The sequence below is a fragment of the Allobosea thiooxidans genome, from assembly GCF_900168195.1.
Classification (GTDB): domain Bacteria; phylum Pseudomonadota; class Alphaproteobacteria; order Rhizobiales; family Beijerinckiaceae; genus Allobosea; species Allobosea thiooxidans.
This window is the reverse complement of sequence record NZ_FUYX01000005.1, coordinates 215,289-240,740: the sequence shown is the minus strand read 5'-3', so window position 1 is coordinate 240,740 and position 25,452 is coordinate 215,289. Positions and strand designations below refer to the sequence as shown.

The following is a 25,452-nucleotide window of genomic DNA, read 5'->3' as shown; positions in this document are numbered from 1 at the left end:
CTGCTGCGATACATCCTCAAACGCATCCTGATCATGATCCCGACGCTGATCGTCACCAGCGCGCTGATCTTCACCGTGATCAACCTGCCCGAAGGCGACTACTTCGAGACGCTCGCGGCCGAGATGCAGGCCCAGGGCGAGAAGGCCGATATGAGCCGCATCGAGTTCCTGAAGAAGGAATACGGCTTCGACCGGCCGCCGCTCGAGCGCTATGTCCGCTGGGTCGCCGGCCTCCTCCAGGGCGATATGGGCTATTCCTTCGAGTATCAGCGGCCCGTGCGGGAGATCGTCGGCGACCGCCTGCTGCTGACCATGATCGTCTCCTTCGCCACGATCCTCTTCACCTGGATCGTCGCCTTCCCGATCGGGATCTACTCCGCCACCCACCAGTACAGCTGGGGCGATTACGGGCTGACCTTCCTCGGGCTGATCGGGCTCGCCGTGCCGCATTTCCTGCTGGCGCTCGTCTTCATGTACTTCGCCAATATCTGGTTCGGCACATCGATCGGCGGCCTCGTCGATCCGCAATATCTCAACCAGCCGATGAGCTGGGCAAAGCTTCGATCCGTGCTCGAGCACCTCTGGATCCCGGTCATCATCATCGGGGCCGGCGGCACCGCCGGCATGATCCGGGCGCTGCGCGCCAACCTCCTCGACGAGCTGCAGAAGCAGTATTACGTCACCGCCCGCGCCAAGGGCCTGCCGCCCGGCAGGGCGTTGCGGAAATACCCCCTGCGCATGTCGCTCAACTTCTTCATCTCGGATATCGGCGACATCCTGCCCTCGATCGTCTCGGGCGCCGAGATCGTCGCGATCGTGCTCTCCCTGCAGACGACCGGGCCGCTGCTGATCCGCGCGCTCCAGAGCCAGGACATGTATCTTGCCGGGTCCTTCCTGATGTTCCTCTCCTTCCTGACCGTGATCGGCGTACTGATCTCGGACATCGCGCTCGCCTTCCTGGATCCGCGCATCCGCCTGCAGGGGACCGCGACCAAGTGAAGGCGAACCCGCTCCACACGCTTCCCCCGGACGGCGCGCCCCTGCCGCATGCGGCCTTGACCGCGCCGTTCGAGCCCTACGCCACCGAGGTGATGACGCCGGAGCAGGAGCGGGTCTACCTCGCCTCGCAATGGCAGCTGATGTGGTGGAAGTTCCGCCGCCACAAGCTCGCGGTCGTCTCGGCCGTGGTGATCTTCGTGATCTACGCCATGGCGGCCTTCGCCGAATTCCTGGCGCCCTATCACTACACGACGCGCAATACCGACTTCATCCGCGCGCCGGGCCAGAGCGTCCATCTCTTCCACGAGGGCAGCTTCATCGGCCCCTTCGTCTATCCCTACACGATGCGCCTCAACATGGAGAACCTGAAGCGCGAATACGAAGTCGACCGGTCGCGGCCGCAGCGGCTGCGCTTCTTCTGCGAGGGCGACGGCTACACCTTCTGGGGCCTGATCCCCGGCAACCGGCACCTCGTCTGCCCGCCCAAGGACGGCACCTTCTTCTGGCTCGGCTCGGACCGGCTCGGCCGGGACATGCTCTCGCGCATCCTCTATGGCGGGCGCATCTCGCTCTCGATCGGCCTGATCGGCGTCTCGATCTCCTTCGTGCTCGGCGTCATCATCGGCGGCATCGCCGGCTATTATGGTGGCCGCGTCGACCTCGTCATCCAGCGCGTCATCGAGATCGTGCAGTCGCTGCCGCATATCCCGCTCTGGCTGGCGCTCGCCTCGATCATGCCGCCGTCCTGGAGCCCGCTGCTCGTCTATTTCGGCATCACCGTGATCCTCGGGCTGATGGACTGGACCGGGCTCGCGCGCGCCGTCCGCTCCAAGCTGCTCTCACTGCGCGAGGAGGACTATGTCGTCGCCGCCCAGCTCATGGGGGCGAAGCCCGCCCGCATCATCGGGCTGCATCTGGTGCCCGGCTTCATGAGCCACCTGATCGCCTCGGCCACCATCACCATCCCCAAGACCATTCTGGGCGAAACGGCGCTCTCCTTCCTCGGCCTCGGCCTGAGGCCGCCGATCACCAGCTGGGGCGTGATGCTCAACGAGGCGCAGAACATCAATGTGGTGGCGCTTTATCCCTGGCTGCTCTATCCGGTCGTGCCCGTGATCGTGATCATCCTGGCCTTCAACTTCCTGGGCGACGGCCTGCGCGACGCGGCCGATCCCTATCGCTGAACCCGAAACGCCGCCGCCATCACGAAACCAGCTTGCGCATCGCCTTCCATACCCCGTTGAACGCGCTCGACGACGGCGGCGTCTCCGGCGACCGGCGCATGGCGCGCCAGCTCGCTACGGCGCTCGAGACGCTCGGCCACATCGTCGAGCCCGTCGCTGCCGAGCGCACCTATCTGCGCCAGGCGAACGCCGATTCCTTCGCCGCCCAGCAGCGGGATGCAGCGATACGCCGCGAGCACCTGCTCGCGGCGTATCGCGCGGGGCGGCCGCGCCCCGACCTCTGGTTCACCTATCACAACTATTATCGGGCGCCGGACCTTCTCGGCCCGGACATCGCCGAGGCGCTCGGCATCCCCTATGTCACCGCCGAATCGAGCGATGCCGCGCGTCGCTGCCAGGATGAATGGGCCGTTCAGAGCGCCGCGGCCAGGCGCGCCCTCGCCGCCGGCGATGTCCATTTCTACTTCACCGACCGCGACCGGCAGGGTCTCGAGCCCTGGCGCCGGCCGGGCACCGACCTCGTCGCCCTGCCGCCCTTCGTCGACCTTCCCGCCATCCCGGCCGGGCGCGCCGGCACTACGGGCGCGACGAGACTGATCACCGTCGCGATGATGCGCGACGGCGCCAAGCGCAGCAGCTATCTCGCCCTCGCCCGCATCCTCGGCCGCCTCCGCGACGACAACTGGCAGCTGAGCATCGTCGGCGACGGCCCCCTGCGGGCCGAGGTCGAGGCCGCCTTCGCCGGGCTGCCTGCCGAACGACTCACCTGGCACGGCCGGCTCGACCATGCCGCCGCCCTGGAAGAACTCGCCGCCCATGACGTCTTCGTCTGGCCGGGCGTGGGCGAGGCCTATGGCCTGGTCTATCTCGAGGCTCAGGCGGCAGGGCTGCCGGTCGTCGCCTTCGACAGTGGCGGCGTCGCCGCCACCGTGCGCGCCGGCGAGACCGCCCTTCTGGTGCCGGAACATGACGAGGAGGCCTTTGCAGCGGCGCTGGCGAGCCTGCTGCGCGACCCGCAGCTTCGCGCCCGGATGGGAGCCGCCGCCCGCCGCTTCATCCTTGCCGAGCGCACGATCGCGCGCGCAGCCGAGCGATTGGCGGACGGGCTTGCCCGCGCCTGCCGCAATCGCGCCGGCAAGCTGCAGCCGGCCGTGACGGAGACGGCGCGATGAGCCTCTCGCCCTGGCAATCCCTGGCGGAGGAGCTCGATCGCTGGAGCGCCACCGGCCGCCGCCTCGCGCTCTGGCTGCGCGACGACGACGCCATCGCACCAAGCCCCGCGCTCGGCCACCTCTCCGCGCTGGCCGAGGATTTCGACGTGCCGGTCCTGCTCGCCGTCATCCCGATGCAGGCGCAGCCTGACCTTGTCCCGGCGCTGCGCGCCATGCCGCGGCTGCTGCCCTGCCAGCACGGCGTGATCCATCATAATCACGCGCCTGCCGGCGCCAAGAAATCGGAATTCGGCCTCGACCGGCCCGCAGCCGAGGTCGACGCCGAGATCGCACAGGGCCGGGACCGGCTGCGCGACCTCCTCGGCGACGCCGCCCTGCCCGTCTTCGTGCCGCCCTGGAACCGCATCGACCCACATCACGCCGCCCGCCTGGGCGCGCTTGGCTTCCAGGCCCTGTCCTGCTTCCGCAGCTATCGGCACGGCCCGAATGGCGGCCCCCGGCTCATCAACACCGATCTCGACGTCATGGACTGGCAGGGCGGGCGCATCGGCCGCCGGGCGCATGATCTGCTGGCGGAACTCCTGCCCATGCTGGCGCGGAGGCGGCTGGAGACGGCGCAGCCGGAGAGCGCGCTCGGCCTGCTCTTGCACCATCGCGACCATGACGAGACCGCTTGGAGCGCCCTGCGCGAGCTGCTATCGGCAGCTGCCGCCCACCCTGCGGTGCGTCTGGCCGATCCGCGCAGCCTGCCGGCCTGAACGGCATGTCGGAAACGGCTACAGCTTTTGGTAGAATCGGCCGGCCGTTTCGCGACGCCGGGCTTGGATCGATCCGGTTGCCACGCTATAGTTCCTTCCCATATTGCTGTAGCGCTCGTCCTCGCTAAGAGGTCGTCTGGCCTTTCCGGAGGGCGACGTTCCGATGTTTTCAAACGTCGTCGATCTGGCCGGCGCCGAGAGGCCGCCGCGCAGCCCCCATGCTCCCCGGGTCCTGATCTACAGCCACGACACCTTCGGGCTCGGCCATATCCGCCGCTGCCGGGCGATCGCCAACGCGCTGATCGCGAGCTTTCCGCACATCTCGGTGATCATCATCTCGGGCTCGTCGGTGATCTCGAGCTTCCAGTTCGGCGACGGCGTCGACTATGTCCGCATTCCCGGCGTCGAGAAGCGCGGCGACGGCGGCTACGAGCCGCACCATCTCAATCTCGATCTCGGCGGCACCATCCGTCTGCGCTCGGACATCATCAAGCAGACCGTGCTGTCCTTCGACCCCGATGTGGTCATCGTCGACAAGGAGCCTGTCGGGCTGCGCGGCGAGCTGAAGCCGGCGCTCGACATCCTGCGCCGGCGCGGCGCACGCATCGTGCTCGGCCTGCGCGACGTGCTCGACGAGCCGGCCAAGCTGCTGGAGGAATGGCACCACGGCGGCGCGCTCGAAGCGCTCGACAGCTACTATGACGACATCTTCGTCTACGGGCTGGAGAACGTCTACCAGCCCCTGGCCGGGCTGCCCGGGCAGCACCGCTTCGCCGACAAGGTCCGCTATATGGGCTATCTCAAGCGGGCCGTGCCCAGCCCGATGCCGCCGAACCGCTATCCGCGCATCACCAAGCAGCCCTTCATCCTCGTCACGCCCGGAGGCGGCGGCGACGGCGCCGGGGTGATCGACTGGGTGATCTCCGCCTACGAGACCGACCCGACGATCCCGCTGCCCGCGCTCATCGTCTTCGGCCCCTTCATGTCACGCGAGAAGCGCAAGGACTTCGCCGAGCGGATCGCGCGCAACCCGAAGCTGGAGGGGCTTGGCTTCGAGCCGCGCCTCGAGCTGCTGATGAACCGCGCCCACTGTGTCGTCGCCATGGGCGGCTACAACACCTTCTGCGAGGTCCTCTCCTTCGACAAGCCGGCCCTGATCGTGCCGCGCGTCAAACCCCGGCTCGAGCAGGCCATCCGCGCCCAGCGCGCGGAGGAGCTCAAGCTGATCGACATGCTCTACGATCCCTCGCAGACCGGGGAAGGCGAGCGCGATCCCGCAGTGATGGCCGCCGCGCTCCATGCGCTGCCGCGCCGCCCGCCTCCGTCGCAGGCCTTCATGCCCGACCTGCTCGATGGCCTGCCGGCGATCAGCCGCGCGCTGGCGGACGATCTCTCCTCGCCCGTGCGCAGCCGCATGCTGGCGCAGGCAGCCATTCCGAGTTGACGGCCCCCGCCCATCGGCTGCGGCATGACCGCACTGGCCAAGCTCCGTGCGCCGTTCTAGAGCACGGTCCCGTCGGTTTGCACCGCAGGCCGGACGCTCGGACGTTTTCCATCTCAACGCGGGAGGCGGTTCACCGTCAGGCCGATTCGGCCTGACCGGCACCGGCTCCAGAGGTTCTCCGCATGACGTTCTCGAACACGCTCGTATCCGTCGCGGTCGGCGCCGTCGCCGTCGTGCTGGTGCTCGGCCTCGTCAACATGCTGCGCGGCGGCAGCGCCAATACCTCGCAGAGGCTGATGCGGCTGCGCGTCGTGCTGCAGTTCCTGGCCATCATCTGCATCGTCGTCGTCCTGTGGTGGCGTAACGGTTGACCCCGCTGCGACACTGCGCGCAACCCACTGAATTGCCTTTGCTATCCGGAAAGCAAGATGACGGGCGACGCCGCGGTTATCCGGTTCTCGCCACATTCCGAACACGAGTATGTGCGCTTCACTAACACCGTCCTGCCGCCCAACCGTTGAAGGCTCATGTTTCGCGTCGCGTCGCTGTTCCTGGCCGTTTGCCTGGCCGCTTCCTCCGCTTCGGCGCAGACGCGGTCCCTCTCCGGCAGTGTCTCCAGCTACGCCCCTGCGACCGAGCCCCCCGCCCCGGCCTGGGAAGCGCGAATCGGTGCCGGCCTCGCCAATCCCGGCGGCCGCGAGAGCGGCCTGCTCAACATGGGCGCGGAGCTGCTCTCCCCGCGCCTCGTCCCGCTCAGCGACCGCATCGCCGCCGCCTTCATCCCGCGCTTCAACCTCGGCACCAGCCTGAACTTCAACGGCACGCGCTACGCCTATGCCGGCGCGACCTGGACCTTCGACATCACCCGCGACGTCTTCGTCGAGGCGAGCCTGGGCGCGGCCGTCAATGACGGCAAGACCGGTGCCGTCGTGCCGGAACACCGGCTCAATCTCGGCTGCAACACCGGCACGCGCGAGGCGGCCGCCCTCGGCTTCCGGCTCTCGGATCGCTGGAACCTCGTCACCACCCTCGAGCATTTCAGCACGCAGGGCTGCTCCGACCAGGTCGGCGGCACCACTCGCGGCCCCGCCAATATCGGCGCGCGGCTGGGCTACACTTTTTAGCAGGCGCTCCGAAACCGCGCTTCCGCAACGGCCGCGCCGCGCTATAAGCGTGGCATGGTCAAGCTCAATCGCATCTATACCCGCACCGGCGACAACGGCACGACCGGGCTGACGAGCGGGCCGCGCCGCCCGAAATTCGACCTGCGTGTCTCAGCCTACGGCACCGTCGACGAGACCAACGCCTGCGTCGGCCTGGCAAGGCTGCACGCGGCCGCCGAGGATGCCGAGGTCGACGCCATGCTCGGCCGCATCAGCAACGACCTCTTCGATCTGGGGGCCGACCTGTCGACGCCCGAGACCGGCAAGCCGCTCGCCTTCGAGCCGCTGCGCATCGTCCAGGCCCAGGTCGACCGCCTCGAGGCCGAGATCGACCGCCTGAACGAAAGCCTTGCGCCCTTGCGCTCCTTCGTTCTGCCGGGCGGGACCCCGGCTGCCACCCATCTGCATCTCGCCCGCACCGTCAGCCGCAGGGCCGAGCGGCTGATGGCCGAGCTCGCCGCGACCGAGGGCGAAGCGGTCGGACCGGCGGCGCTGAAATACATCAACCGCCTCTCGGACTTCCTGTTCGTCGCCTCCCGCTTCCTGAACGCGAAAGCCGGTGGCGACGTGCTCTGGGTGCCGGGCCAGAATCGCTGAGGCGCGCCGATGTTCGTCCCTCTGCATGACGGCGTGCCGCTGCGCTTCATGCGAACCCCTTACGTGACCTACGGGCTGATCGGCGTCTGCATCGCCGCGCAGCTCGTGTTGCGCTTCTGGCCGGGGGAAGAGGGCGCTCTCGCCATCATGGCCGGGTTCGGGATGATTCCCTCCGTGCTGTTCGGCACCGCGCAGCTGCCGGAGGGCCTGGCCCATCTGCCGGCGTGGCTGACCTTGTTCAGCAACGTGCTGCTCCACGCCAACATCGCCCATCTCGTCGGCAACATGCTGTTCCTCTGGGTCTTCGGCGACAATGTCGAGGATGCGATGGGCCATGCCCGTTTCCTGATATTCTTCTTCCTCTGCGGCTTCGGCGGCTCGGTCATCCACGCCGGCATGTATCCGGATTCGGAACAGCCGCTGATCGGCGCCTCCGGCGCCATCTCAGGCGTCATCGCCTCCTATCTCATGCTCTATCCGCAGGTCCGCATCTGGGGCGTCGCCTTCAACTGGATCCCGATCCACATCCCGGCGATGTACGCGCTCGGCGGCTGGATCCTGGTGCAGGCGGGCCAGGCCTGGCTCGGCGCGGACGGCAATATCGGCTGGTGGGCCCATCTCGGCGGCCTCGCGACGGGAGCGGCTCTCACGCCGCTCTTCGTGCGCCGCAGCGTCGCTCTTTTCGGCCGCCGCCATGCGAGCTGGTAAGCCGTGCGCTTTTGCCCCTAGGTCCAGACCTCCGACGGCGTTGACAAGCGCAAACGGGCGTCGTTACGGTCCCCCCGCATTCCAGCCGAGGGCCGCGATGCCGCCATCTTGTCGTCTTCGACGGCGCGGCGCGAGGCGCATCTCTTCTGAACGGTGATCTGACGATGAAGATCTTGGTGCCCGTGAAGCGGGTTGTCGATTACAACGTGAAGATCCGCGTCAAGGCGGACGGGTCCGGCGTCGAGCTGGCGAACGTGAAGATGTCGATGAACCCGTTCGACGAGATCGCGGTGGAAGAGGCGCTGCGCCTGAAGGAAGCTGGCAAGGCGACCGAAGTGGTCGTTGTCTCGATCGGCCCGGCGCAGGCCGCCGAGACGATCCGTACGGGTCTTGCGATGGGCGCCGACCGCGGCATCCTGGTCAAGGTCGACGGCGTGGTCGAGCCGCTCGCCGTCGCCAAGCTCCTCAAGAAGGTCGTCGAGCAGGAGGCCCCCGGCCTCGTCGTGCTCGGCAAGCAGGCGATCGACGACGACTGCAACCAGACCGGCCAGATGCTGGCCGCCCTGCTGGGCTGGCCCCAGGGCACCTTTGCCTCCAAGGTCGAGCTGGCTTCGGACGGCGTCGACGTCACCCGCGAGGTCGATGGCGGCCTGCAGACGGTGTCGCTGAAGCTGCCAGCGATCGTCACCACGGATCTGCGCCTCAACGAGCCGCGCTATGCCTCGCTGCCCAACATCATGAAGGCGAAGAAGAAGCCGCTCGACGAGACCTCGGCCGAAGCGCTCGGCGTCGATGTCGCGCCCCGCCTCAAGGTTCTGAAGACGGCCGAGCCCGCCGGCCGCTCCGCCGGCGTCAAGGTGGCCAACGCCGCCGAACTCGTCTCCAAGCTCAAGACCGCCGGGGTGATCTGATGACCACGCTGCTGATCGCCGAACACGACAACGCCTCGCTCAAGGACGCCACCGCCAAGGCGCTGAGCGCCGCCTCCCAGCTCGGCGGCCCCGTCCACATCCTGGTCGCCGGCCAGGGCGCCAAGGCTGCGGCCGACGCCGCCGCCAAGCTCGCCGGCGTCGAGAAGGTGCTGCTCGCCGATGACGCCGCTTACGGCCATGCGCTGGCCGAGCCGCTCGCCGCGCTGATCGTCAAGCTGGCGGACGGCTATGACGCGATCGTCGCGCCCTCGACCACCACCGGCAAGAACGTGCTGCCGCGCGTCGCCGCCCTGCTCGATGTGATGCAGGTCTCGGATGTGATGAAGGTCGTCTCGCCGGACACCTTCGAGCGCCCGGTCTATGCCGGCAACGCCATCCAGACGGTGCAGTCGGCCGACGCCAAGAAGCTGCTCACCATCCGCACCGCCTCCTTCCAGGCGGCGGGCGAAGGCGGCTCGGCCGCCGTCGAGGCCATCTCGGCCGCCGAGAACCCCGGCAACTCGTCCTTCAAGGGTGAGGAGGTCGCCAAGTCCGACCGTCCGGAGCTGGCTTCCGCCAAGATCATCATCTCGGGCGGCCGCGCACTCGGCTCCGCCGAGAACTTCGGCAAGGTGATCGAGCCGGTGGCCGACAAGCTCGGCGCCGCGATGGGCGCCTCGCGCGCCGCCGTCGATGCCGGCTACGCCCCGAACGACTGGCAGGTCGGCCAGACCGGCAAGGTGGTCGCGCCCGAGCTCTACATCGCGGTCGGCATTTCCGGCGCGATCCAGCATCTCGCCGGCATGAAGGACTCGAAGGTCATCGTCGCCATCAACAAGGACGAGGAGGCCCCGATCTTCCAGATCGCCGATTACGGCCTCGTCGGCGACCTCTTCACCCTGTTGCCGGAGCTCGACGCCGAGCTCGCAAAAGCCGGCAAGTAAGGCTCGAACCACCATTCCCGGGTCGCCTCAGGGCGGCCCGTTCCGCTCCTGCGGGAGCATGAGAAGAGTATCCAGGAACAGACCATGTCGGACCATGCGATCAAGACGATCGGCATCATCGGGGCAGGCCAGATGGGCAATGGCATCGCCCATGTCGCGGCCGTCGCCGGCTTCGACATCAAGCTGCACGACGTCGCCGAGGACCGGATCAAGGCGGCGCTTGCCACGATCGACGGCAACATGGCCCGCCAGGTCTCGAAGGGCGCCCTCGCCGACGAGGAGCGCCGCGCCGCCGTCGGCCGGATCGCCCCCGCCCTCGGCCTTGCCGATCTCGGCGACTGCGACCTCGTCATCGAGGCAGCGACCGAGAACGAGGAGGTCAAGCGCAAGATCTTCACGGCGGTCTGCCCGCATCTGAAGCCGGACGCGATCCTGGCTTCCAACACCTCTTCGATCTCAATCACCCGGCTCGCGGCCGCGACCGATCGCCCCGAGCACTTCATCGGCATCCATTTCATGAATCCCGTGCCGTTGATGCAGCTCGTCGAGCTGATCCGCGGCATCGCCACCGATGACGGCACCTTCGAGCGTGCCAAGCAACTCGTCGGCAGCCTGCACAAGACCGTTTCGGTCTCCGAGGATTTCCCGGCCTTCATCGTCAACCGCATCCTGCTGCCGATGATCAACGAGGCGGTCTACACGCTCTATGAGGGCGTCGGCTCGGTCGATGCGATCGACACCGCGATGCGGCTCGGCGCCAATCACCCGATGGGCCCGCTTCAGCTCGCCGACTTCATCGGCCTCGATACCTGCCTCTCGGTGATGCAGGTGCTCCATGACGGGCTGGCCGACTCCAAGTATCGGCCCTGCCCGCTGCTGGTGAAATATGTCGAGGCCGGCTGGCTCGGCCGCAAGACCAAGCGCGGCTTCTACGATTATCGCGGCGAGAAGCCCGTCCCCACCCGCTGATTCCCGAATACAGCCGCCGCATCAGCGGCGGCTGACCTTGTTGTCGATGCCGGAAGCCGAGACCGATGGCGCCTTGACGCCTTCCTCCGCCCGCCATTCCACGACGTTCTTGGCGCCCTGCACCTCGATCTGAGCCGGACCGGCGAGCGTCAGCTCCAGCCTGTGTTCGGCGCCCGAGACGTCGATCTTGCCGGTCTCGGCTCCCGTCACCGTCGCCTTGACCCGATTCTTCACGGATTCGACGACAAGGCTCCCGGCCGAGCCGCCTTCCACGGTGTTCGAGATGCCGCTCACCGCAAGCGCCTTCGCCGCTTCGAAGGAGAGGCTGTGGCCGGCCCCGTGAACGCTCACCGCGCCGCATCGGCCGGTCAGCACGACCTTGTGTTCGGCGCCGGCGATCATGACATCCTGCCCGTCCTCGCAGGCGAAATCGCGGGACATCCCCGCGCCCTCGACCCGGATCTCGGCAGCGGAAGCCGGAGCGGAAAAGGCAATCGGAACAAGGATAACGGCAAACCAGGCTTTCACGGGCGTCCTCCGCTGCATCGCGAATCGCGATGGGATCCTGCGCTTTGGACTAATGCCTGACTCGGGCGATCCTGTGCCCTGCCGGGATGAAAAGCTCTCTATCGCAGCCGCAATAAGTTCCTTCACATTCCTGTCGTATCGCGCTTACATTGATCGTTACGCGGGATTCGTCCCGCTAGACGAAGCGGAGGTGCGACGGGTTTGACGGCGCATGTGATGCATCCGATGGCGTCGCCGGACGGCTGCCCGGCCCTCGTCCTGAACGCCGATTTTCGGCCGCTCAGTTACTATCCTTTGTCTCTTTGGAGTTGGCAGGACGCGATCAAGGCGGTCTTCATGGACCGCGTCAACATCGTCTCCGAATACGACACCGTGGTGCGCAGCCCCAGCTTCGACATGCGGCTGCCCTCGGTGGTCTCGCTGAAGAGCTACATCAAGCCCTCGCGGACGCCGGCCTTCACCCGCTTCAACGTCTTCCTGCGCGACCGCTTCGCCTGTCAGTATTGCGGCGAGCGCGAGGAACTGACCTTCGACCATGTCGTCCCGCGCTCGAAGGGCGGGCTGACCACCTGGGAGAACGTCGTCGCCGCCTGCTCCCCCTGCAATCTGCGCAAGGGCGACAAGATGCCGGCGACCGTCGAGATGTTCCCGGCGCAGAAGCCTTTCGCGCCGACGATCAACGACCTCCACCGCAACGGCAAGCTCTTCCCGCCCAACTATCTGCACGAGAGCTGGCTCGACTATCTCTACTGGGATTCCGAGCTGGAGCCGTGAGGCTCAGGCCCGCCCGGGCCGCTGCAGCAGGCCCAACAGCGCGAGCAGGAACAGACCGGCCGAGGCCAGCGCGTTCCAGCCGGCCAGCGACAGGCCGAGGAAGCGCCATGCTGCTTCCGAGCAGGCGACGATGCGCGTGGTCTGCAACTGCTTCATGAAGTCCTGCATGCCGGCTGCCGCAGGCTCTGCCGCACCGCCGCAATCGTTCGGGCCGATGAACCAGCCCCATTCGACGCCGGCATGATAGATGCCGAGCCCCGTGCTCCAGGCCATCAGGCCCGCCAGCCCGAGCAGGACGAGCCGTTGCAGCTGCGGCGAGCGCGCCAGCACCAGCGCCGCCAGCGCCAGGCCGATGGCGGCGTAATGCGGCACGCGCTGCTCCAGGCAGAGCTTGCAGGGTCGCAGATGGATGACGAGCTCGAAGAACCAGGCGCCCGCGACCAGCGCGAAGCTCGCGAATCCGATCAGCGCGATCAGCCTTGGCGGCGAGAGCAGCCGGTTCGAGGCGTGGGAGGAGATGGCGGGAGAAGCGGTCATGGCAAGGCTCAGCAGGACAGGAGCTGGCCCGACCCTGCGACGAGCTTGAGGCCGAAATAAAGCACAATCAGCAGGCCGGCGCCCAGGATGGCGATCACTTTCAGGCGACGTTCGATGAAGTGCCGGATCGTGTTGCCGTAGCGGCGCAGCAGCAATGCCAGCGCGAAGAAGCGCGCCCCGCGCGCCAGCACGCAGGAGATGACGAAGAACAGGAGCCCGATATGGACGGCGCCGGCCAGGATCGTCACCACCTTGATCGGCGGCAGATGCGCGAGGCCCGAGGTCGTCAGCAGGATCAGCGTGGTGTCGGGGCCGGCGCAGGCCCTCAGCGTCTCGAAGGCGCCGAGCTTGCCGTAGAAGGCCAGGACCGGCTTCGCCAGCGCCTCGAAGGCGTAGTAGCCCAGCGCATAGCCGGCGATTCCGCCGAGCACCGAGAACAGCGTGGCGATGAAGGCGAGCCGATAGGCCCGCTGCGGCCGGGCCAGTGCCATCGGCACGAACAGCACGTCGGCCGGGATCAGGAAGAAGGAGCTCTCGACGAAGGCGACGATCGCCAGCCAGAGCTCCGCCCGCGGCTTGGCGGCGAGCGACATCGTCCATGCATAGAGGCGCTTCAACATCGCGCGCTCTAGAGCATGCGGCGGCCGGGCGCGCAACGGCTTCGGAGAGCGGCTTTCCCTGCCGCCGCGATGCCCCGACCAGCGGCGAGCTTCGCCCTGCCGGGCTCCTCCGGCAGCAAGGACGTCACAGGGCTGCCAAAACCCGCCGGAAGCGCCCTTGCGCCGATTGACCGGCATCGGCCGATCGCTATAGTCCGCCCGCCTGCATGGGCCCCTGTGGCGGAATTGGTAGACGCGCTCGACTCAAAATCGAGTTCCGCAAGGAGTGCTGGTTCGATCCCGGCCAGGGGCACCATTCCCGAACCTTCTTCGGCCTGAGTCGCCCGTTAGCGGTAGCCTCAAGGTTATCGGTGGCCCCAGAGATGCGGGTTCGATCCTCCGTGACGATGGTCGCTTCGACAATGGCTGCGAGCTAGGCCTACAGGCCGCGCTCGACGATGATCGCAATGTCTTCGTGAGCCTTCTGCTGCGCAGCCGCAATGCGCGATCGAGGCGGCGAGGGCGCGAGCCTTCTCAAGGCTCGCTCCAAACCAGATCCTCTTTCAAACGGCCGCTTTCTGTTGGTGGGCCGCGGCGCCATAGGAGCGCATCCAATTCGCCGGCAGAACCTGCTCGTTCCGGCCGATCGCCCGAAAATCGACAGCCTCCAGGGTGTTCGCAATCGCGATAAGGGCGGCAGTCAGGGGAGTGGCCGCCCCGACCTGCCGGCCGAGAGCTTCCAGCGGCACGAGCGAGCACGGCACGTCCTCATGCAGGAAGCGCTTCTGCAGCTTAGGCCCGAAGCGGGGAATGGCGCCGAACAGGCGCGTGCCTGCCGGATAGCATCTCCGCGAGAACTCTGCCGTCGGCATTGGCGTCAATCCGGCCGCCCGCATCACCCGATCCCGCTCCTGCTCCAACGCGGCGGCGATCACGTTGACCCGGCCCATGCGCGCCTCGTCGAAATGCAGGATACCGGTCGTCAGATCGCCCATGTCGCGGTCCAGCGTTATCGCCCCGCCGATATAGGCGGGCACATGGCCGATGCAGTTCGGATTGTTCAGGCCGCTTTCGAGAACATTCGCGGAGTAAGTGAATTCCGGGAACTGCTCGAGGAAGGCGGCGTAGTGCGGGTTTTCCTTCGCTTCAGGCAGGCCGGCGAGTTCGAGCCAGCGCTTCTGCCCCTTGATCACGACGGTCGAGGGATTGAGCTTCCCGGCCAGGTGCAGTGTGTTGTTGAGTTCGAAGACCGCGACGCCTTGAGGCCCCCCGACTGAGGCCAGCGCGTCGGCGAAGACCTTGGAACCGCCGACATAGCCGCAATGGAGCACGACCATCTGGCCGGATGCGAGGCCGGGCGCGATCTCGCGCGCCACGGCCGCATGCCGGTCAGCCGTGGTCGAGACGACGACGATATCCGCTCCAGCGACGGCCGCTGCGCCATCCACCGCACTTTTCGGCAGCGCAACCGCTCCCTGGCCACCCAGCCCCTCGAAGGAAAGCCCCCCGGCCACATCGGTCGATGAACGCACCGCATCATCGCAGTCATACCAGCCGCAGATGCGCGCGCCCCGCGCCGCGGCGGCAACGGCAAAGCCCGCACCTGCCCCGCCAAACCCGATCAATGCGTAGTTCAAAGCCGTCATGCCCTGCCTCCCCCTTGCGCGTTGCGCATGATCATGTTGTCATCCGGTCGTCCGTACGTTTAATGTTCGTGAAAATAATGTCAATCAAACGAGGGGAACTGCAATGACTCTAAACTTCACTGGCCTACTACGAAGGAAGATCAGTTTCGCGGCCGGCGCCGCCTGCCTCCTGGTCGCAAGCCTGTCCGGCGCGGCTGCGGAGCCGCTGAAGATCGCTGCCGATATCGGCTATGCTCCGTGGGCGATGCGTCAGCCCTCCGGCGAGATCGAAGGCTTCTCGATCGAGGTCGCGAAGGAGATCGCGCGGCGCATCGGCCGCACCGGCGTCGAAGTCGTCGACGTCAATTTCTCCGCGATCTTCGCGGGCCTCTTCGCCGGCCGTTACGATATGATCGTCGCCCCGATGTCGATGAACAAGGAGCGAGCCGCGCAGCTTCTGTTCACCGAGGGCTATATGACCGGCGGCATCGGCCTGGTCACGCGCTCCGAAGACGACAGCATCACCAAGCCGGAGGATCTGCGCGGCAAGGTGCTCGCGACCAATAGCGGCAGCTTCACCGATACCTGGGCCACGGAGAACGAGGCCAAGTACGGCTACAAGGTCCAGCGCTACGACAAGGACAGCGATGCGCTGCAGGCCGTGATCGCCAAGCGGGCCGATGCCGATGTGGTCAATCTCAATGTCGGCCAGTACGCAGCCTCGAAGAACCGCCGTCTCAAGGTCGTTCACCGGATTTTCGTGAACTACGACCTCGGCTATGGCTTCCGGAAGGACGCCAAGGAACTGCGCAACCAGGTCGAGAACGCTCTGGAATGCATGAAGCTCGACGGTTCGCTGCAGGGGTTGCACGAAAAATGGTTCGGCGAGCAGCCCGACCCCGCCGATTCCAGCATGAAGGTCTTCGCTGGCTATGGCCCGATCGGGCTTGAAGGCTACGAGCGCAGCTATCACAAGCCGGATTGCAAGTGATGGCTGCAAACGCGCCTGCCCAGGCCCTGCTGAGGATGCGGGGGATCGAGAAGAGCTTCGGCGTCGTCCCGATCCTCAAGGGCATCGACCTCGATGTCGCCGCCGGTGAATTGGTCGCGATCATCGGCCCGTCGGGCTCCGGCAAGTCGACGCTGCTGCGCTGCATTAACCGACTGGAGGAGCCGCAAGCCGGCTCCATCCACCTGGACGATGTCGAGATCACCGGAAAACGCGTCAATCTGAGCACGATCCGGCGCGATATCGGCATGGTCTTCCAAGCCTTCAACCTCTACCCGCATTTCACGGCCGAGCGGAATGTCAGCCTCGCCCTGTCCAAGGTGCGCAAGCTGCCGGCGGCGGAAGCCTCGGAGCGGGCGCTGGCGGCGCTCGAGCAGGTCGGCCTGCGCCACAAGGCCAAGGCCTTTCCCGCGGAGCTTTCCGGCGGCCAGCAGCAGCGCGTCGCCATCGCGCGCTCCATGGCGATGACGCCAAAACTCTATCTCTTCGACGAGCCGACCTCGGCGCTCGACCCCGAGCTCGTCGGCGAGGTTCTCGCGGTCATGCAGGAGATGAAGGCTAAGGGGCAGACCATGGTGGTCGTGACCCATGAGATGGCCTTCGCCCGCCAGGCCGCCGACCGGGTGATCTTCATGGACGAGGGCGTGGTGGTCGAGCAGGGCACGCCGGACGAGATCTTCCGCTATTCGGTCAATCCGCGCCTCAGCAGCTTCCTGCGCAATTATCGCGGCAAGGAGGCTTGAGCGTGGACGAGATCGGCAAGTTCTTCTTCGACGGCACCATCGCAGCCGCCGTACTGCCCTTCCTGTTCGAAGGCTTCCTCGTCACGTTGCAGCTTTCCGTCCTGACGATCCTGTTCGGGCTGGCGCTCGGGCTCGCGCTCGCCTGCGCACGCGCCTATGGCATCATGCCGCTGAACCTGCTGATCGTCGCCTTCGTCGACATCCTGCGCTCGCTGCCGGCGCTCGTGATCCTGATCTGCATCTATTTCGTGCTGCCGGAATACGAGATCCGGATCGACGCCTATTGGGCGACGGTGCTGACGCTCGGCCTCGTGCTCGCGGCCTTCTCCGAGGAGATCTTCTGGGCCGGCATCACCTCGGTCCCGAAGGGGCAGTGGGAGGGCGGCCTCTCGACGGGCCTGACCTTCACCCAGACGCTGTTCTACATCGTGCTCTACCAGGCCGTGCAGATGGTCATCCCGCCGCTGACCAACAAGACGATCAGCATCACCAAGAACACGGCCCTCGCCTCCGTCGTCTCGGTCTCGGAACTGCTGAACCAGGCGTCGAGCCAGCAGGCGCTCTATGCCAACCCGACGCCGCTCACCGTCGCGGCCCTGTTCTACCTGGCCGTGTTCGCGCCGCTGGTCGTGCTCAGCCGGCACATCGAGAGCCGCTACGCGGTGAAGAGGTAGGCGCCATGTTTCATCCCGACACCGTCGCGCTGACCATTCCCTACCTGCTCTCGGGGCTGAAGGTCACGCTGCTGCTCGCCATCCTGATCGTGCCGCTGGCCTTCGGCGTGGGCACGCTGGTCGCCATCGTCGCGAATTCGAAGTCGCGGCCAGCGCGGATCATCGCCTATCTCTACATCGATTTCTTCCGCGCCTTCCCGCCGCTCGTCCTGATCATCTTCGTGTTCTACGCCCTGCCCTTCCTGGGCCTGCGCCTGCCGGAGATACCGGCCTTCGTCCTGGCGATGACGCTGAACGGCTCTGCCTATTTCGCCGAGATCGTCCGGGCCGGGCTCGCGGCGGTGCCAAAGGGCCAGTACGAAGCTGCGCAGGCGACCGGCCTCAACGGCTTTCAGGTACTCACTTACGTGGTCCTGCCGCAGGCGCTGAAGAAGGTCCGCCCGCCGCTGCTCAGCAACGTCCTCGAACTCGCCAAGGCGACCTCGCTTGCATCGGTCGTCGCGATCGCCGAACTGCTGCGCACCGCGCGAATCGCCCAGGGAGCCGTCTATGATCCGACGCCTCTGCTCATGGCGGCTCTGGTCTATCTCGTGATGTTCTGGCCCTTCGTGCGTTTGCTTTCGCTGATCGAGAAACGCCAATCCTTCAAGCCGGCATGAAGGCCGGGCCTCGCAACACTGGAAACGCCATGCCCGTGCCGCTTCATCTGCAGATCCAGGCCGACATCATGGGAGCGATCGAGCGCGGCGACTTCCCGGTCGGCGAGCAACTCCCCTCGGAGACCGAGTTGCAGGCCCGCTACGGCGTCAGCCGGGCGACCATCCGCAAGGCGATGGAGGAGCTCTCGGCCGGCGGCGTCGTGATGAAGCTCCAGGGGCTCGGCACCTATGTCAACGACCGCGTCAAGGTCGGCCAGAGCGTGCGGCTGCGCGGCTATCTCGACGATATCCTGATCTCCGATGAGCGCCTGAGCTTTCGGACGCTGGCGATCGACGACGTCCAGCCGGCGCCCGACATCGCCGCCCTGTTCGCCCCGGCCGACCGGGGCGCCGCGACCCGGTATCGCTCGCTCATCCTGCAGACTGGCAAGCCTCTGATGATCGGCACGTCCCATATTCCCGTCTCGGTCTCGCCCCGCGTCGACGACGCGGAACTGCCGCCGGGCGAACAGCAGACCGTGGTACGGCTGCGCCGGGCCGGGCTCGCAATCCAGCGCGGGCAGCAGACGCTGGGGGCGATCGTTGCCGATGCCGAGCAGGCCTCCCATCTCGGCGTGCCGGCAGGCACGGCCCTGATCGCTTCACGGCGCCTCTATTACGACCGCTCCGACAGGCCGCTCATCGTCATCGACGGCATCTTCCACCCGACCAATTACAGCCTCGTCGTCGATCTCGTGCCCAGACCGGGCGGTCGCTTCGTCAGCCCAAGCCGGTAGAATCCCATGTTCGATCTCGTCATCCGCAATGCCCGCTGCGCGAGCTCCAGCGACGTCTTCAACGCCGATATCGGCATCCGCGACGGCCGGATCGCCGAACTCGGCGCGATCGGCGACAAGGCGCCGGAGATCATCGACGCGGCCGGCAGGCTGGTCACGCCGGGCGGCGTCGACAGCCACCTCCATATCGACCAGCGCAAGGCCCATGACCGGATCAATGCGGACGACTTCTATTCGGGAACGGTCTCGGCCGCCTGCGGCGGTACGACGACGGTGCTTCCCTTCGCCCCGCAGCATCGCGGGGAAGGGATCGCCTGGGCCGTCGGCGATTATCATGAGCGCGCGCGCAAGACGGTGCTCGACTATAATTTCCACATCGTCGTCACCGACCCCTCCCATCCCGATTTCGATCGCGACCTCGCCCGGGCCGCGGCCGGTGGTTTGCGCTCGCTGAAGATCTTCACGACCTACGCCGCTGTCGGGATCGCCGATCGAGACATCGTCACGGTCTTCGCCGCCGCCCGCCGGCACGGCTTCATGGTCATGGTCCATTGCGAGAACACCGACATCATCGACCATGTGACGCGGCAATTGCTGGTGCAGGGCCATGTCGCGCCGAAATTCCATCTGGCCTCGCGGCCGACCATCGCCGAGGCCGAAGCCGTCTTCCGGATCTGCGCCTATGCCGAATTGTTCAACGTGCCGACCATGATCGTGCATGTCTCGACCGGCCGGTCGCTCGACGTGATCGCGCTTTCCCGCGCAAAGGGCACGACGCTCTTCGTCGAGACCTGCACCCAGTATTTGACCCTCGATGGCAGTCTGCTCGACAAGCCCGGCCATGAGGGAGCCAAGGGCATCTTCAGCCCGCCGATCCGCGACGACGCCAATCGCGCCGAGCTCTGGCGCGCCGTCGCCGATGGCCGCATCGACGTGCTCTCCTCGGACCACTCGCCCTATCGGTTCGACGAGATCGAGAAATTCCCGAACGGCTTCGGCGCAAGCTTCGACAAGATCGCCAGCGGCGTGCCGGGCGTCGAGATCCGCATGCCGCTCCTGTTCACGCAATGCGTCAAGGAAGGCCGCATCAGCCTGCCGGAATTCGTCAGGCTGACTGCAACCAATGCCGCGCGGATCTACGGGCTTGCGCCGCGCAAGGGCGACCTCGCCATCGGGGCCGACGCCGACCTCTGCATCTGGGACGAGAACTACGACCGCGTCATCGACAACACGATCATGCACCACAATGTCGACTTCACCCCCTATGAGGGCCTGAAGGTCACGGCCTGGCCGGCCATCACGCTGAGCCGCGGCGAGGTGATCAGCCGCTATCACGAATTCTGCGGCACCCGCGGGCGGGGCCAATTCGTACCGGCTACGACGACGGCGCCTCATCATGCCCAGACGGAGGCCGAGAAGGAGTTGGCGGCCTTTGGTCTCGCGTGGTGAACGCAACTGATCGAGACCTGCGCAAACTCCTGCTTGGTTGGCGAATGCCCCAGGGGCCATTGCACCGCATGAGGGCGGTTTCGGCGGAACGCTAGCCGGGACGCGCGCCCAAGGCCTTACGGCCATTGATATGCCCGCAGCGCAGCGTCGTGGCCGCTGGTCGACTTCTGCTGATGGTGCGTCTTGGACGCGCGCCCCTATTCGCCCAGCAACCGATCGATACCAGCCGCGCAGAAGCTGGTCAGGCGCTGCAGCAGAAGTTCGGCAAGGCCGGCTGCGGACAGCGCGCAGCGCTCGTCGTCGAGGCGCGCCGCGCGGTCGCCCGCGGCCATGGTCATCACCAGCGCCCCAACCATGAACAGATAGGCGTCGACCATCGCGCCCCGCGACGCCCGCGGGTAGAGCTTCGCGAAGGCTGCGAGGAACTCCGTCGCGGTCGGGTCGAAATGCTCGGCGAGCACGCCGCGCGCGGATTCGCGCGGATCAACCGCCTCCCGCGCTGTCATCATCGCGAAGGCCGCGCCCTGCACGCCTTCCGCGAAGCGTTGGCGCACCGAAGGACCGATGAACGCCTCGACCACGGCTCCGATATCGGGGGCCGATGCGGCCATCGCCTCGGCGAGCGCCGTGCCGCGCGCCAGCGCCAGTGCATCCGCCCGGCGGGCGAAGACGGCCCGGTAGAGCGCTTCCTTCGAGCCGAAATAATAGCTGAGTTGCGACAGCCGCACCCCCGCCGCAGCGGCGAGATCGCGCATCGAGGCGCCGTCGGCACCGCCCCGCTCGGCGAATGTCCGCTCGGCTGCGTCGAGAATGCGCTCGCGCGTCGGCGCTCCGGCCATCGAATCCCTCCTTCGCAGCGCCCCTGCCCTGCGTGATTTGGCTCTTACCAGAAAGCGCATTCTACGCTATTGGTCGGACGTTCGTCCAAATTTATGCCGATTGAGCATGACGGGGCGTCAGGAGGAAACCAGCATGATGCCCACCGGGCGCCTCGTCGATCTCTCGATTCCGCTCGAAAACGACGTGCCCGCGGACCCGCCCTTCCAGAAGGTCAGGATCGACTACCGCACCCATGAGGGGACCGCGAAGGACATCGCCGCCGCCTTCCCCGGCCTGAAGCCCGAGCAACTCCCCGATGGCATGGGCTGGGCCGTCGAGCTCGCGACGATCTCGACCCATAACGGCACCCATGTCGACGCGCCCTGGCATTATCACCCGACGCAGGATGGCGGGGCGCCAGCTCTCAAGATCGACGAGTGCCCGCTCGAATGGTTCCTGCAGCCGGGCGTGAAGCTCGACTTCCGCCATCTGTCCGACGGCCATGTCGTCACGCCGGCCGAGATCGATGCCGAGCTTGAGCGCATCGGCCATCGCCTGAGCCCGCTCGAGATCATCGTCGTCAACACCCGCGCAGGCCAGCGCTATGGCGAGGCCGACTACATCGATTCAGGCTGCGGCTTCGGCCGCGAGGCGACGCTGCATCTCGTCCGCCAGGGCATCAAGGTCGTCGGCACCGATGGCTGGAGCTGGGACGCCCCGTTCAGCCATACCGCGCGCCGCTTCGCCGAGACCGGCGACGCCTCGCTGATCTGGGAGGGCCACAAGGCCGGGCGCGAGGCCGGTTACTGCCAGATCGAGAAGCTGCACAATCTCGAAGCCCTGCCGGCCACCGGCTTCATGATCAGTTGCCTGCCGGTGAAGGTGCGCAACGGCTCTGCCGGCTGGACGCGGGCCGTCGCCATCCTGCCGGCGTGAACCGACAATCAAGGGAGAAGCGCATGAGCAAGGTCATCATCACCTGCGCGGTCACCGGCGGCATCCATACGCCGACCATGTCCGACCATCTGCCGATCACCCCTGACCAGATCGCGGAACAGGCGATCGCCGCCGCCGAAGCCGGGGCTGCCATCCTGCATCTGCATGCACGCGATCCGAGGGACGGCCGCCCGACGCCGGACCCTGCCGTGTTCATGGAGTTCCTGCCGCGCATCAAGCAGGCGACCGACGCGGTGGTGAACATCACCACCGGCGGCGGCCTCAACATGAGCGTCGAGGACCGTCTCGCCGCCCCGCTCAAGGCCGCGCCCGAGATGTGCTCGCTCAACATGGGCTCGATGAACTTCGCGCTGCATCCGCTAGCGGAGAAGTACAGCGGCTGGAAGCACCCCTGGGAGCAGCCCTATCTCGCCGGCACCAAGGACTTCATCTTCCGCAACACCTTCGGCGACATCGAACGCATCTACAAGCTGCTCGGCGAGGGCCACGGCACCAGGTTCGAGCACGAATGCTACGATGTCGGCCATCTCTACAATCTCGCGCATTGCCTCGATCGCGGCTGGTTCAAGCCGCCGGTCTTCCTGCAGCTGATCTTCGGCATTCTCGGCGGCATCGGCGCCGATCCCGAGAACCTGATGTTCATGAAGCGCACCGCCGACAAGCTCTTCGGCAAGGACTATCACTGGTCGGTGCTCGCCGCCGGGCGCCACCAGATGGCCTTCTGCACCCAGGCCGCGATGATGGGCGGCAATGTCCGCGTCGGGCTGGAGGACAGCCTGTTCATCGGCAAGGGCAAGCTCGCCACCTCCAATGCCGAGCAGGTCGCCAAGATCCGCCGCATCGTCGAGGAACTCGGCTACGAGATCGCCACCCCGGACGAGGCCCGCGCCACGCTCGGCCTCAAGGGCGGCGACCGGGTGAATTTCTGAGACGCCCGGCATGGTGCCTCGCCCCAACCCGCTCGACGGCTTCACCGTCGACCCTGCCGCGATCCGCTACATCGGCGAAGGCCTGCAGCGGCCGGAATGCATCCTGGCCGAGCGCGATGGCTCGCTCTGGAGCGCGGATGCGCGCGGCGGCGTCGTCCATATCCGGCCGGACGGCACGCAACGCCTGATCACCCAGACGGCGAGCCGCGGCTTTGCCGAGGCGGCCGACGAGGAAGCGCGCTTCGTCTCGGGCACGCTGCCGAACGGCCTCGCCTTCGCAGGCAATGGCGACATCCTGATCTCCAATTTCGGCACCGACCGGCTGGAGATCATGACGCGGGACGGCGAGACCCGCATGCTGGTCGACAGCATCAACGGCGCGCCGATCGGCAAGGTCAATTTCGTCCTGCGCGACAGCAAGGATCGCATCTGGCTGACGATCTCGACCCGTACGAAGAACTGGATGAAGGCGATCAGCCCGCATGTCCGCGATGGCTATGTCGCGCTTTATGACGGCGGGCGCCTGCGCATCGTCGCGGATGGCTTCGCCTTCACCAACGAGATCAGGCTCGATGCCGCGGAAGAATGGCTCTACGTCGCCGAGACCTGCGCGCGGAAGGTGACGCGGCTGCGCGTGCTTCCCGACGGCAGCCTGACCGACCGCGAGACCTTCGGGCCCGAGGACCACGGCGCCTGCATCGACGGCATCGCCTTCGACGCCCACGGCAATCTCTGGGGCACCCATGTCTTCACCGACAGGATCTTCGCGATCACGCCGGAAGGAGAATTGCGCATCCTGCTCGACGACGACCACGGCAGCGCCGCCGGCCAAGCCTTTCTCGCCGCCTTCGCGCGCGACGAGGCGACGCCGGAGCTGATGCTCGCCTGCGGCGGCACGATCGCGCCCTGGTGCGCCAGCATCACCTTTGGCGGCGCCGACCTGAGGACCGTCTATGTCGGCAGCCTGAAGGGCTCGCGCATTCCCTATTTCCGTTCACCCGTCGCCGGCTTGCCGATGGTGCATTGGTAGGTCCGGCGCAGCTTCACAAGACCACGCTTCAATCAGAACAGAATTCGCATCGGGAGGAACCATGAAACGCATCGTCTCCGCGCTCGCCGGCGTCTCGGCGCTCTGTCTCGCGACCGCAGCCCAGGCCGAAATCTCGGGCGGCACGGTCAAGATCGGCGTGTTGACCGACATGTCCGGCGTCTATTCCGACATCACCGGCAAGGGCTCGATCGCCGCCACGCGGATGGCCGTCGACGACTGCCTCAAAGCGGAATGCGCCGGCATGAAGATCGAGGTCGTCTCGGCCGACCATCAGAACAAGCCCGATATCGGCTCGACCATCGCGCGCGAATGGATCGACCGGCAAGGTGTCGATGTTCTCGCCGACATGTCGAACGCCTCGCTGCAGCTCGCCATTCCGCCCCTGCTCAAGGACAAGAACCGGGTCGGCCTGTTTCCCGGCGGAACAGCGCGCCTGACTGGCGATGCCTGCCAGCCTGACCACATCGTCCAGTGGATGTGGGACACCTATGTCCAGGTCGCCGGCATCGCCAATTACCTGACCAAGCCCGGCACGAAATGGTACCTCGTCACCGCCGATTATGCGCTCGGCCACCAGCTCGAGGCCGACGCCAAGACGCTGGTCACCGCCAAGGGCGGCCGCTATGTCGGCTCCGTCCGCCACGCCTTCCCGGCTGTCGACCTCTCGTCGCAGCTGCTGACGGCGCAAGGCTCCGGCGCCGATTACATCGCGCTCGCCAATGCCGGCGGCGATACGGTTGCCGGCATCAAGACCGCGCGCGATTTCGGCATCGGCCAGGACAAGCAGAAGCTCGTCGCCTTCTTCCTCACCGCCATGGACGTGAAGAGCGTCGGCCTCGCCGCGGCGCAGGGCACGGTGCTGACGGAAGGCTTCTACTGGAACCTCGACGATCGCACCCGCGCCTTCTCGGAGCGCTTCAAGGCCACGCATGGTGCCGTGCCCTCGGCGATCCAGGCCGGTATTTACTCCTCCGTGCGGCACTATCTGAAGGCAGTGGCCGCAGCGAAATCGGACGAAGCCAAGACGGTCATCGCCAAGATGCGCGAATTGCCGATCGAGGATGACGTGGTCCGCAACGCCAAGCTGCGCGAGGATGGCCGCATGGTCCATGACTTCTACGTCTTCCGCGCCAAGCAGCCTTCCGAGTCGAAGAGCGAATGGGACCTCTACGACCTCGTCGCCACGATCCCCGGCGATCAGGCGTTCCGCCCGTTGGGCGAAAGCGCCTGCCCGGCGATCAAGCGTTAAGACGAAGACCGACACCGTCGCCGGATTTGCAATTTTCCCATTGCGTTTCCGGTGACGCACGGTGTCGCGGTTCGAACTGCGACGTCGCAAGACGAAGTCCATGTCTCGCCGGCCTTGTCGTGATGCTCGCTCCCTGCGAGCGAAACGGAGCAGCGGTTTTCGCAGGCCCCCGAAGCGCAAGCGGGCTTCCTTCGGACAGATCGCTGCAACTACTGTCTGACGTTG

Annotated in this window: 28 protein-coding genes and 1 tRNA gene; 24 read left to right on the top strand and 5 right to left on the bottom strand. The window is 66.6% G+C overall.

The features are described 5' to 3' along the window. The 12 genes from B5Y19_RS11660 to B5Y19_RS11605 all read left to right on the top strand — a co-directional run bounded on the left by B5Y19_RS11660 (position 1) and on the right by B5Y19_RS11605 (position 10,849). Positions 1 to 999: an ABC transporter permease gene (locus B5Y19_RS11660; RefSeq protein WP_055727344.1), complete on the top strand. Its 999-nt coding sequence runs from the start codon at positions 1 to 3 to the stop codon at positions 997 to 999. 56 nt (positions 1,000 to 1,055) lie between these two features. Further along, complete coding sequence (locus B5Y19_RS11655; protein ID WP_244555567.1) at positions 1,056 to 2,183, top strand: ABC transporter permease; 1,128 nt, start codon at positions 1,056 to 1,058, stop codon at positions 2,181 to 2,183. Between the two features lie 32 nt (positions 2,184 to 2,215). Next, a complete protein-coding gene (locus tag B5Y19_RS11650) occupies positions 2,216 to 3,355 on the top strand; it encodes a glycosyltransferase family 4 protein (RefSeq protein ID WP_055727273.1) in 1,140 nt (379 codons plus the stop codon). Beyond that, complete coding sequence (locus B5Y19_RS11645) at positions 3,352 to 4,113, top strand: polysaccharide deacetylase family protein (protein WP_055727274.1); 762 nt, start codon at positions 3,352 to 3,354, stop codon at positions 4,111 to 4,113. The genes B5Y19_RS11650 and B5Y19_RS11645 overlap by 4 nt, the downstream gene beginning before the upstream one ends. 163 nt (positions 4,114 to 4,276) lie before the next feature. After that, on the top strand, positions 4,277 to 5,557 hold the full coding sequence (locus tag B5Y19_RS11640) for a glycosyltransferase family protein (protein WP_055727275.1): 1,281 nt from the start codon (positions 4,277 to 4,279) through the stop codon (positions 5,555 to 5,557). Positions 5,558 to 5,739: 182 nt separating this feature from the next. Next, complete coding sequence (locus B5Y19_RS11635) at positions 5,740 to 5,928, top strand: twin transmembrane helix small protein (RefSeq protein WP_055727276.1); 189 nt, start codon at positions 5,740 to 5,742, stop codon at positions 5,926 to 5,928. 156 nt (positions 5,929 to 6,084) lie between these two features. Then, positions 6,085 to 6,681, top strand: a complete 597-nt coding sequence (locus tag B5Y19_RS11630) for an acyloxyacyl hydrolase (RefSeq protein ID WP_055727277.1) — start codon at positions 6,085 to 6,087, stop codon at positions 6,679 to 6,681. Between the two features lie 54 nt (positions 6,682 to 6,735). Next, positions 6,736 to 7,317 (top strand): cob(I)yrinic acid a,c-diamide adenosyltransferase, encoded by a 582-nt coding sequence (locus B5Y19_RS11625; protein WP_055727278.1) that lies wholly within the window; start codon positions 6,736 to 6,738, stop codon positions 7,315 to 7,317. Between the two features lie 9 nt (positions 7,318 to 7,326). Then, positions 7,327 to 8,025: a rhomboid family intramembrane serine protease gene (locus tag B5Y19_RS11620; RefSeq protein WP_055727279.1), complete on the top strand. Its 699-nt coding sequence runs from the start codon at positions 7,327 to 7,329 to the stop codon at positions 8,023 to 8,025. 164 nt (positions 8,026 to 8,189) lie between these two features. After that, positions 8,190 to 8,936 carry an electron transfer flavoprotein subunit beta/FixA family protein gene (locus B5Y19_RS11615; RefSeq protein ID WP_055727280.1) on the top strand — a complete coding sequence of 249 codons (747 nt, stop codon included), beginning with the start codon at positions 8,190 to 8,192 and terminating at the stop codon, positions 8,934 to 8,936. Beyond that, positions 8,936 to 9,880: an electron transfer flavoprotein subunit alpha/FixB family protein gene (locus B5Y19_RS11610; protein ID WP_055727281.1), complete on the top strand. Its 945-nt coding sequence runs from the start codon at positions 8,936 to 8,938 to the stop codon at positions 9,878 to 9,880. The genes B5Y19_RS11615 and B5Y19_RS11610 overlap by 1 nt, the downstream gene beginning before the upstream one ends. A gap of 84 nt (positions 9,881 to 9,964) precedes the next feature. Further along, positions 9,965 to 10,849 (top strand): 3-hydroxybutyryl-CoA dehydrogenase, encoded by an 885-nt coding sequence (locus B5Y19_RS11605; protein WP_055727282.1) that lies wholly within the window; start codon positions 9,965 to 9,967, stop codon positions 10,847 to 10,849. Positions 10,850 to 10,870: 21 nt separating this feature from the next. Here the strand turns inward: B5Y19_RS11605 and B5Y19_RS11600 are convergent, their stop codons facing one another. Further along, positions 10,871 to 11,290 carry a DUF3060 domain-containing protein gene (locus tag B5Y19_RS11600; protein WP_055727283.1) on the bottom strand — a complete coding sequence of 140 codons (420 nt, stop codon included), beginning with the start codon at positions 11,288 to 11,290 and terminating at the stop codon, positions 10,871 to 10,873. Positions 11,291 to 11,593: 303 nt separating this feature from the next. Here B5Y19_RS11600 and B5Y19_RS11595 point away from each other — a divergent pair, with 303 nt between their 5' ends. Continuing rightward, a complete protein-coding gene (locus B5Y19_RS11595; RefSeq protein WP_055727345.1) occupies positions 11,594 to 12,151 on the top strand; it encodes an HNH endonuclease in 558 nt (185 codons plus the stop codon). 3 nt (positions 12,152 to 12,154) lie between these two features. Here B5Y19_RS11595 and B5Y19_RS11590 read toward each other — a convergent pair whose 3' ends face one another. Further along, on the bottom strand, positions 12,155 to 12,688 hold the full coding sequence (locus tag B5Y19_RS11590) for a disulfide bond formation protein B (protein ID WP_055727284.1): 534 nt from the start codon (positions 12,686 to 12,688) through the stop codon (positions 12,155 to 12,157). An 8-nt stretch (positions 12,689 to 12,696) separates the two neighbouring features. Beyond that, complete coding sequence (locus B5Y19_RS11585) at positions 12,697 to 13,308, bottom strand: YqaA family protein (RefSeq protein ID WP_055727285.1); 612 nt, start codon at positions 13,306 to 13,308, stop codon at positions 12,697 to 12,699. A gap of 210 nt (positions 13,309 to 13,518) precedes the next feature. Here B5Y19_RS11585 and B5Y19_RS11580 point away from each other — a divergent pair. After that, a tRNA-Leu gene (locus B5Y19_RS11580) sits at positions 13,519 to 13,603 on the top strand. 247 nt (positions 13,604 to 13,850) lie between these two features. Here the strand turns inward: B5Y19_RS11580 and B5Y19_RS11575 are convergent. Next, entirely contained in the window at positions 13,851 to 14,933 is a 1,083-nt protein-coding gene (locus B5Y19_RS11575; protein ID WP_079591496.1) for an NAD/NADP octopine/nopaline dehydrogenase family protein, read from the bottom strand. Positions 14,934 to 15,036: 103 nt separating this feature from the next. Between B5Y19_RS11575 and B5Y19_RS11570 the strand changes: the two genes are divergently transcribed. The 6 genes from B5Y19_RS11570 to hydA are packed head-to-tail and all read left to right on the top strand — an operon-like array spanning position 15,037 to position 20,222. Beyond that, positions 15,037 to 15,903 carry a substrate-binding periplasmic protein gene (locus B5Y19_RS11570; RefSeq protein ID WP_055727287.1) on the top strand — a complete coding sequence of 289 codons (867 nt, stop codon included), beginning with the start codon at positions 15,037 to 15,039 and terminating at the stop codon, positions 15,901 to 15,903. Beyond that, positions 15,903 to 16,664 carry an amino acid ABC transporter ATP-binding protein gene (locus B5Y19_RS11565; RefSeq protein WP_055727288.1) on the top strand — a complete coding sequence of 254 codons (762 nt, stop codon included), beginning with the start codon at positions 15,903 to 15,905 and terminating at the stop codon, positions 16,662 to 16,664. Before B5Y19_RS11570 ends, B5Y19_RS11565 begins: the two co-directional genes overlap by 1 nt. A gap of 2 nt (positions 16,665 to 16,666) precedes the next feature. Then, positions 16,667 to 17,338: an amino acid ABC transporter permease gene (locus tag B5Y19_RS11560; protein ID WP_055727289.1), complete on the top strand. Its 672-nt coding sequence runs from the start codon at positions 16,667 to 16,669 to the stop codon at positions 17,336 to 17,338. Positions 17,339 to 17,343: 5 nt separating this feature from the next. After that, positions 17,344 to 17,997 carry an amino acid ABC transporter permease gene (locus tag B5Y19_RS11555; protein ID WP_055727290.1) on the top strand — a complete coding sequence of 218 codons (654 nt, stop codon included), beginning with the start codon at positions 17,344 to 17,346 and terminating at the stop codon, positions 17,995 to 17,997. A gap of 29 nt (positions 17,998 to 18,026) precedes the next feature. Continuing rightward, a complete protein-coding gene (locus B5Y19_RS11550) occupies positions 18,027 to 18,773 on the top strand; it encodes a GntR family transcriptional regulator (RefSeq protein ID WP_055727291.1) in 747 nt (248 codons plus the stop codon). Between the two features lie 6 nt (positions 18,774 to 18,779). After that, the gene (gene hydA, locus B5Y19_RS11545) at positions 18,780 to 20,222 is read left to right on the top strand and encodes a dihydropyrimidinase (RefSeq protein ID WP_055727292.1); all 1,443 of its coding nucleotides are present in this window, start codon (positions 18,780 to 18,782) and stop codon (positions 20,220 to 20,222) included. Between the two features lie 197 nt (positions 20,223 to 20,419). On the opposite strand, the gene B5Y19_RS11540 is transcribed toward hydA, so the two are convergent. Continuing rightward, positions 20,420 to 21,061, bottom strand: a complete 642-nt coding sequence (locus B5Y19_RS11540; protein WP_055727293.1) for a TetR/AcrR family transcriptional regulator — start codon at positions 21,059 to 21,061, stop codon at positions 20,420 to 20,422. A 133-nt stretch (positions 21,062 to 21,194) separates the two neighbouring features. Here B5Y19_RS11540 and B5Y19_RS11535 point away from each other — a divergent pair, with 133 nt between their 5' ends. The 4 genes from B5Y19_RS11535 to B5Y19_RS11520 all read left to right on the top strand — a co-directional run bounded on the left by B5Y19_RS11535 (position 21,195) and on the right by B5Y19_RS11520 (position 25,227). Continuing rightward, a complete protein-coding gene (locus B5Y19_RS11535; protein WP_055727294.1) occupies positions 21,195 to 21,977 on the top strand; it encodes a cyclase family protein in 783 nt (260 codons plus the stop codon). Positions 21,978 to 22,000: 23 nt separating this feature from the next. Continuing rightward, entirely contained in the window at positions 22,001 to 22,927 is a 927-nt protein-coding gene (locus tag B5Y19_RS11530; RefSeq protein WP_055727295.1) for a 3,5-dioxohexanoate:acetyl-CoA acetone transferase, read from the top strand. 10 nt (positions 22,928 to 22,937) lie between these two features. Continuing rightward, the gene (locus tag B5Y19_RS11525; protein WP_055727296.1) at positions 22,938 to 23,957 is read left to right on the top strand and encodes an SMP-30/gluconolactonase/LRE family protein; all 1,020 of its coding nucleotides are present in this window, start codon (positions 22,938 to 22,940) and stop codon (positions 23,955 to 23,957) included. A gap of 61 nt (positions 23,958 to 24,018) precedes the next feature. Beyond that, positions 24,019 to 25,227, top strand: coding sequence for an ABC transporter substrate-binding protein (locus B5Y19_RS11520; protein WP_055727297.1), 1,209 nt, complete (start codon positions 24,019 to 24,021; stop codon positions 25,225 to 25,227). Positions 25,228 to 25,452: the final 225 nt, after the last annotated feature.

Coding starts and splice junctions, on each gene's coding strand:
- B5Y19_RS11570 (WP_055727287.1), top strand. CDS start 15,037: ATGACTCTAAACTTCACTGGCCTACTACGAAGGAAGATCAGTTTCGCG.
- hydA (WP_055727292.1), top strand. CDS start 18,780: ATGTTCGATCTCGTCATCCGCAATGCCCGCTGCGCGAGCTCCAGCGAC.
- B5Y19_RS11585 (WP_055727285.1), bottom strand. CDS start 13,308: ATGTTGAAGCGCCTCTATGCATGGACGATGTCGCTCGCCGCCAAGCCG.
- B5Y19_RS11595 (WP_055727345.1), top strand. CDS start 11,594: ATGCATCCGATGGCGTCGCCGGACGGCTGCCCGGCCCTCGTCCTGAAC.
- B5Y19_RS11530 (WP_055727295.1), top strand. CDS start 22,001: ATGAGCAAGGTCATCATCACCTGCGCGGTCACCGGCGGCATCCATACG.
- B5Y19_RS11630 (WP_055727277.1), top strand. CDS start 6,085: ATGTTTCGCGTCGCGTCGCTGTTCCTGGCCGTTTGCCTGGCCGCTTCC.
- B5Y19_RS11640 (WP_055727275.1), top strand. CDS start 4,277: ATGTTTTCAAACGTCGTCGATCTGGCCGGCGCCGAGAGGCCGCCGCGC.
- B5Y19_RS11625 (WP_055727278.1), top strand. CDS start 6,736: ATGGTCAAGCTCAATCGCATCTATACCCGCACCGGCGACAACGGCACG.
- B5Y19_RS11645 (WP_055727274.1), top strand. CDS start 3,352: ATGAGCCTCTCGCCCTGGCAATCCCTGGCGGAGGAGCTCGATCGCTGG.
- B5Y19_RS11520 (WP_055727297.1), top strand. CDS start 24,019: ATGAAACGCATCGTCTCCGCGCTCGCCGGCGTCTCGGCGCTCTGTCTC.
- B5Y19_RS11610 (WP_055727281.1), top strand. CDS start 8,936: ATGACCACGCTGCTGATCGCCGAACACGACAACGCCTCGCTCAAGGAC.
- B5Y19_RS11555 (WP_055727290.1), top strand. CDS start 17,344: ATGTTTCATCCCGACACCGTCGCGCTGACCATTCCCTACCTGCTCTCG.
- B5Y19_RS11615 (WP_055727280.1), top strand. CDS start 8,190: ATGAAGATCTTGGTGCCCGTGAAGCGGGTTGTCGATTACAACGTGAAG.
- B5Y19_RS11600 (WP_055727283.1), bottom strand. CDS start 11,290: ATGTCCCGCGATTTCGCCTGCGAGGACGGGCAGGATGTCATGATCGCC.
- B5Y19_RS11605 (WP_055727282.1), top strand. CDS start 9,965: ATGTCGGACCATGCGATCAAGACGATCGGCATCATCGGGGCAGGCCAG.
- B5Y19_RS11535 (WP_055727294.1), top strand. CDS start 21,195: ATGATGCCCACCGGGCGCCTCGTCGATCTCTCGATTCCGCTCGAAAAC.
- B5Y19_RS11565 (WP_055727288.1), top strand. CDS start 15,903: ATGGCTGCAAACGCGCCTGCCCAGGCCCTGCTGAGGATGCGGGGGATC.
- B5Y19_RS11540 (WP_055727293.1), bottom strand. CDS start 21,061: ATGGCCGGAGCGCCGACGCGCGAGCGCATTCTCGACGCAGCCGAGCGG.
- B5Y19_RS11620 (WP_055727279.1), top strand. CDS start 7,327: ATGTTCGTCCCTCTGCATGACGGCGTGCCGCTGCGCTTCATGCGAACC.
- B5Y19_RS11590 (WP_055727284.1), bottom strand. CDS start 12,688: ATGACCGCTTCTCCCGCCATCTCCTCCCACGCCTCGAACCGGCTGCTC.
- B5Y19_RS11525 (WP_055727296.1), top strand. CDS start 22,938: ATGGTGCCTCGCCCCAACCCGCTCGACGGCTTCACCGTCGACCCTGCC.
- B5Y19_RS11550 (WP_055727291.1), top strand. CDS start 18,027: ATGCCCGTGCCGCTTCATCTGCAGATCCAGGCCGACATCATGGGAGCG.
- B5Y19_RS11635 (WP_055727276.1), top strand. CDS start 5,740: ATGACGTTCTCGAACACGCTCGTATCCGTCGCGGTCGGCGCCGTCGCC.
- B5Y19_RS11575 (WP_079591496.1), bottom strand. CDS start 14,933: ATGACGGCTTTGAACTACGCATTGATCGGGTTTGGCGGGGCAGGTGCG.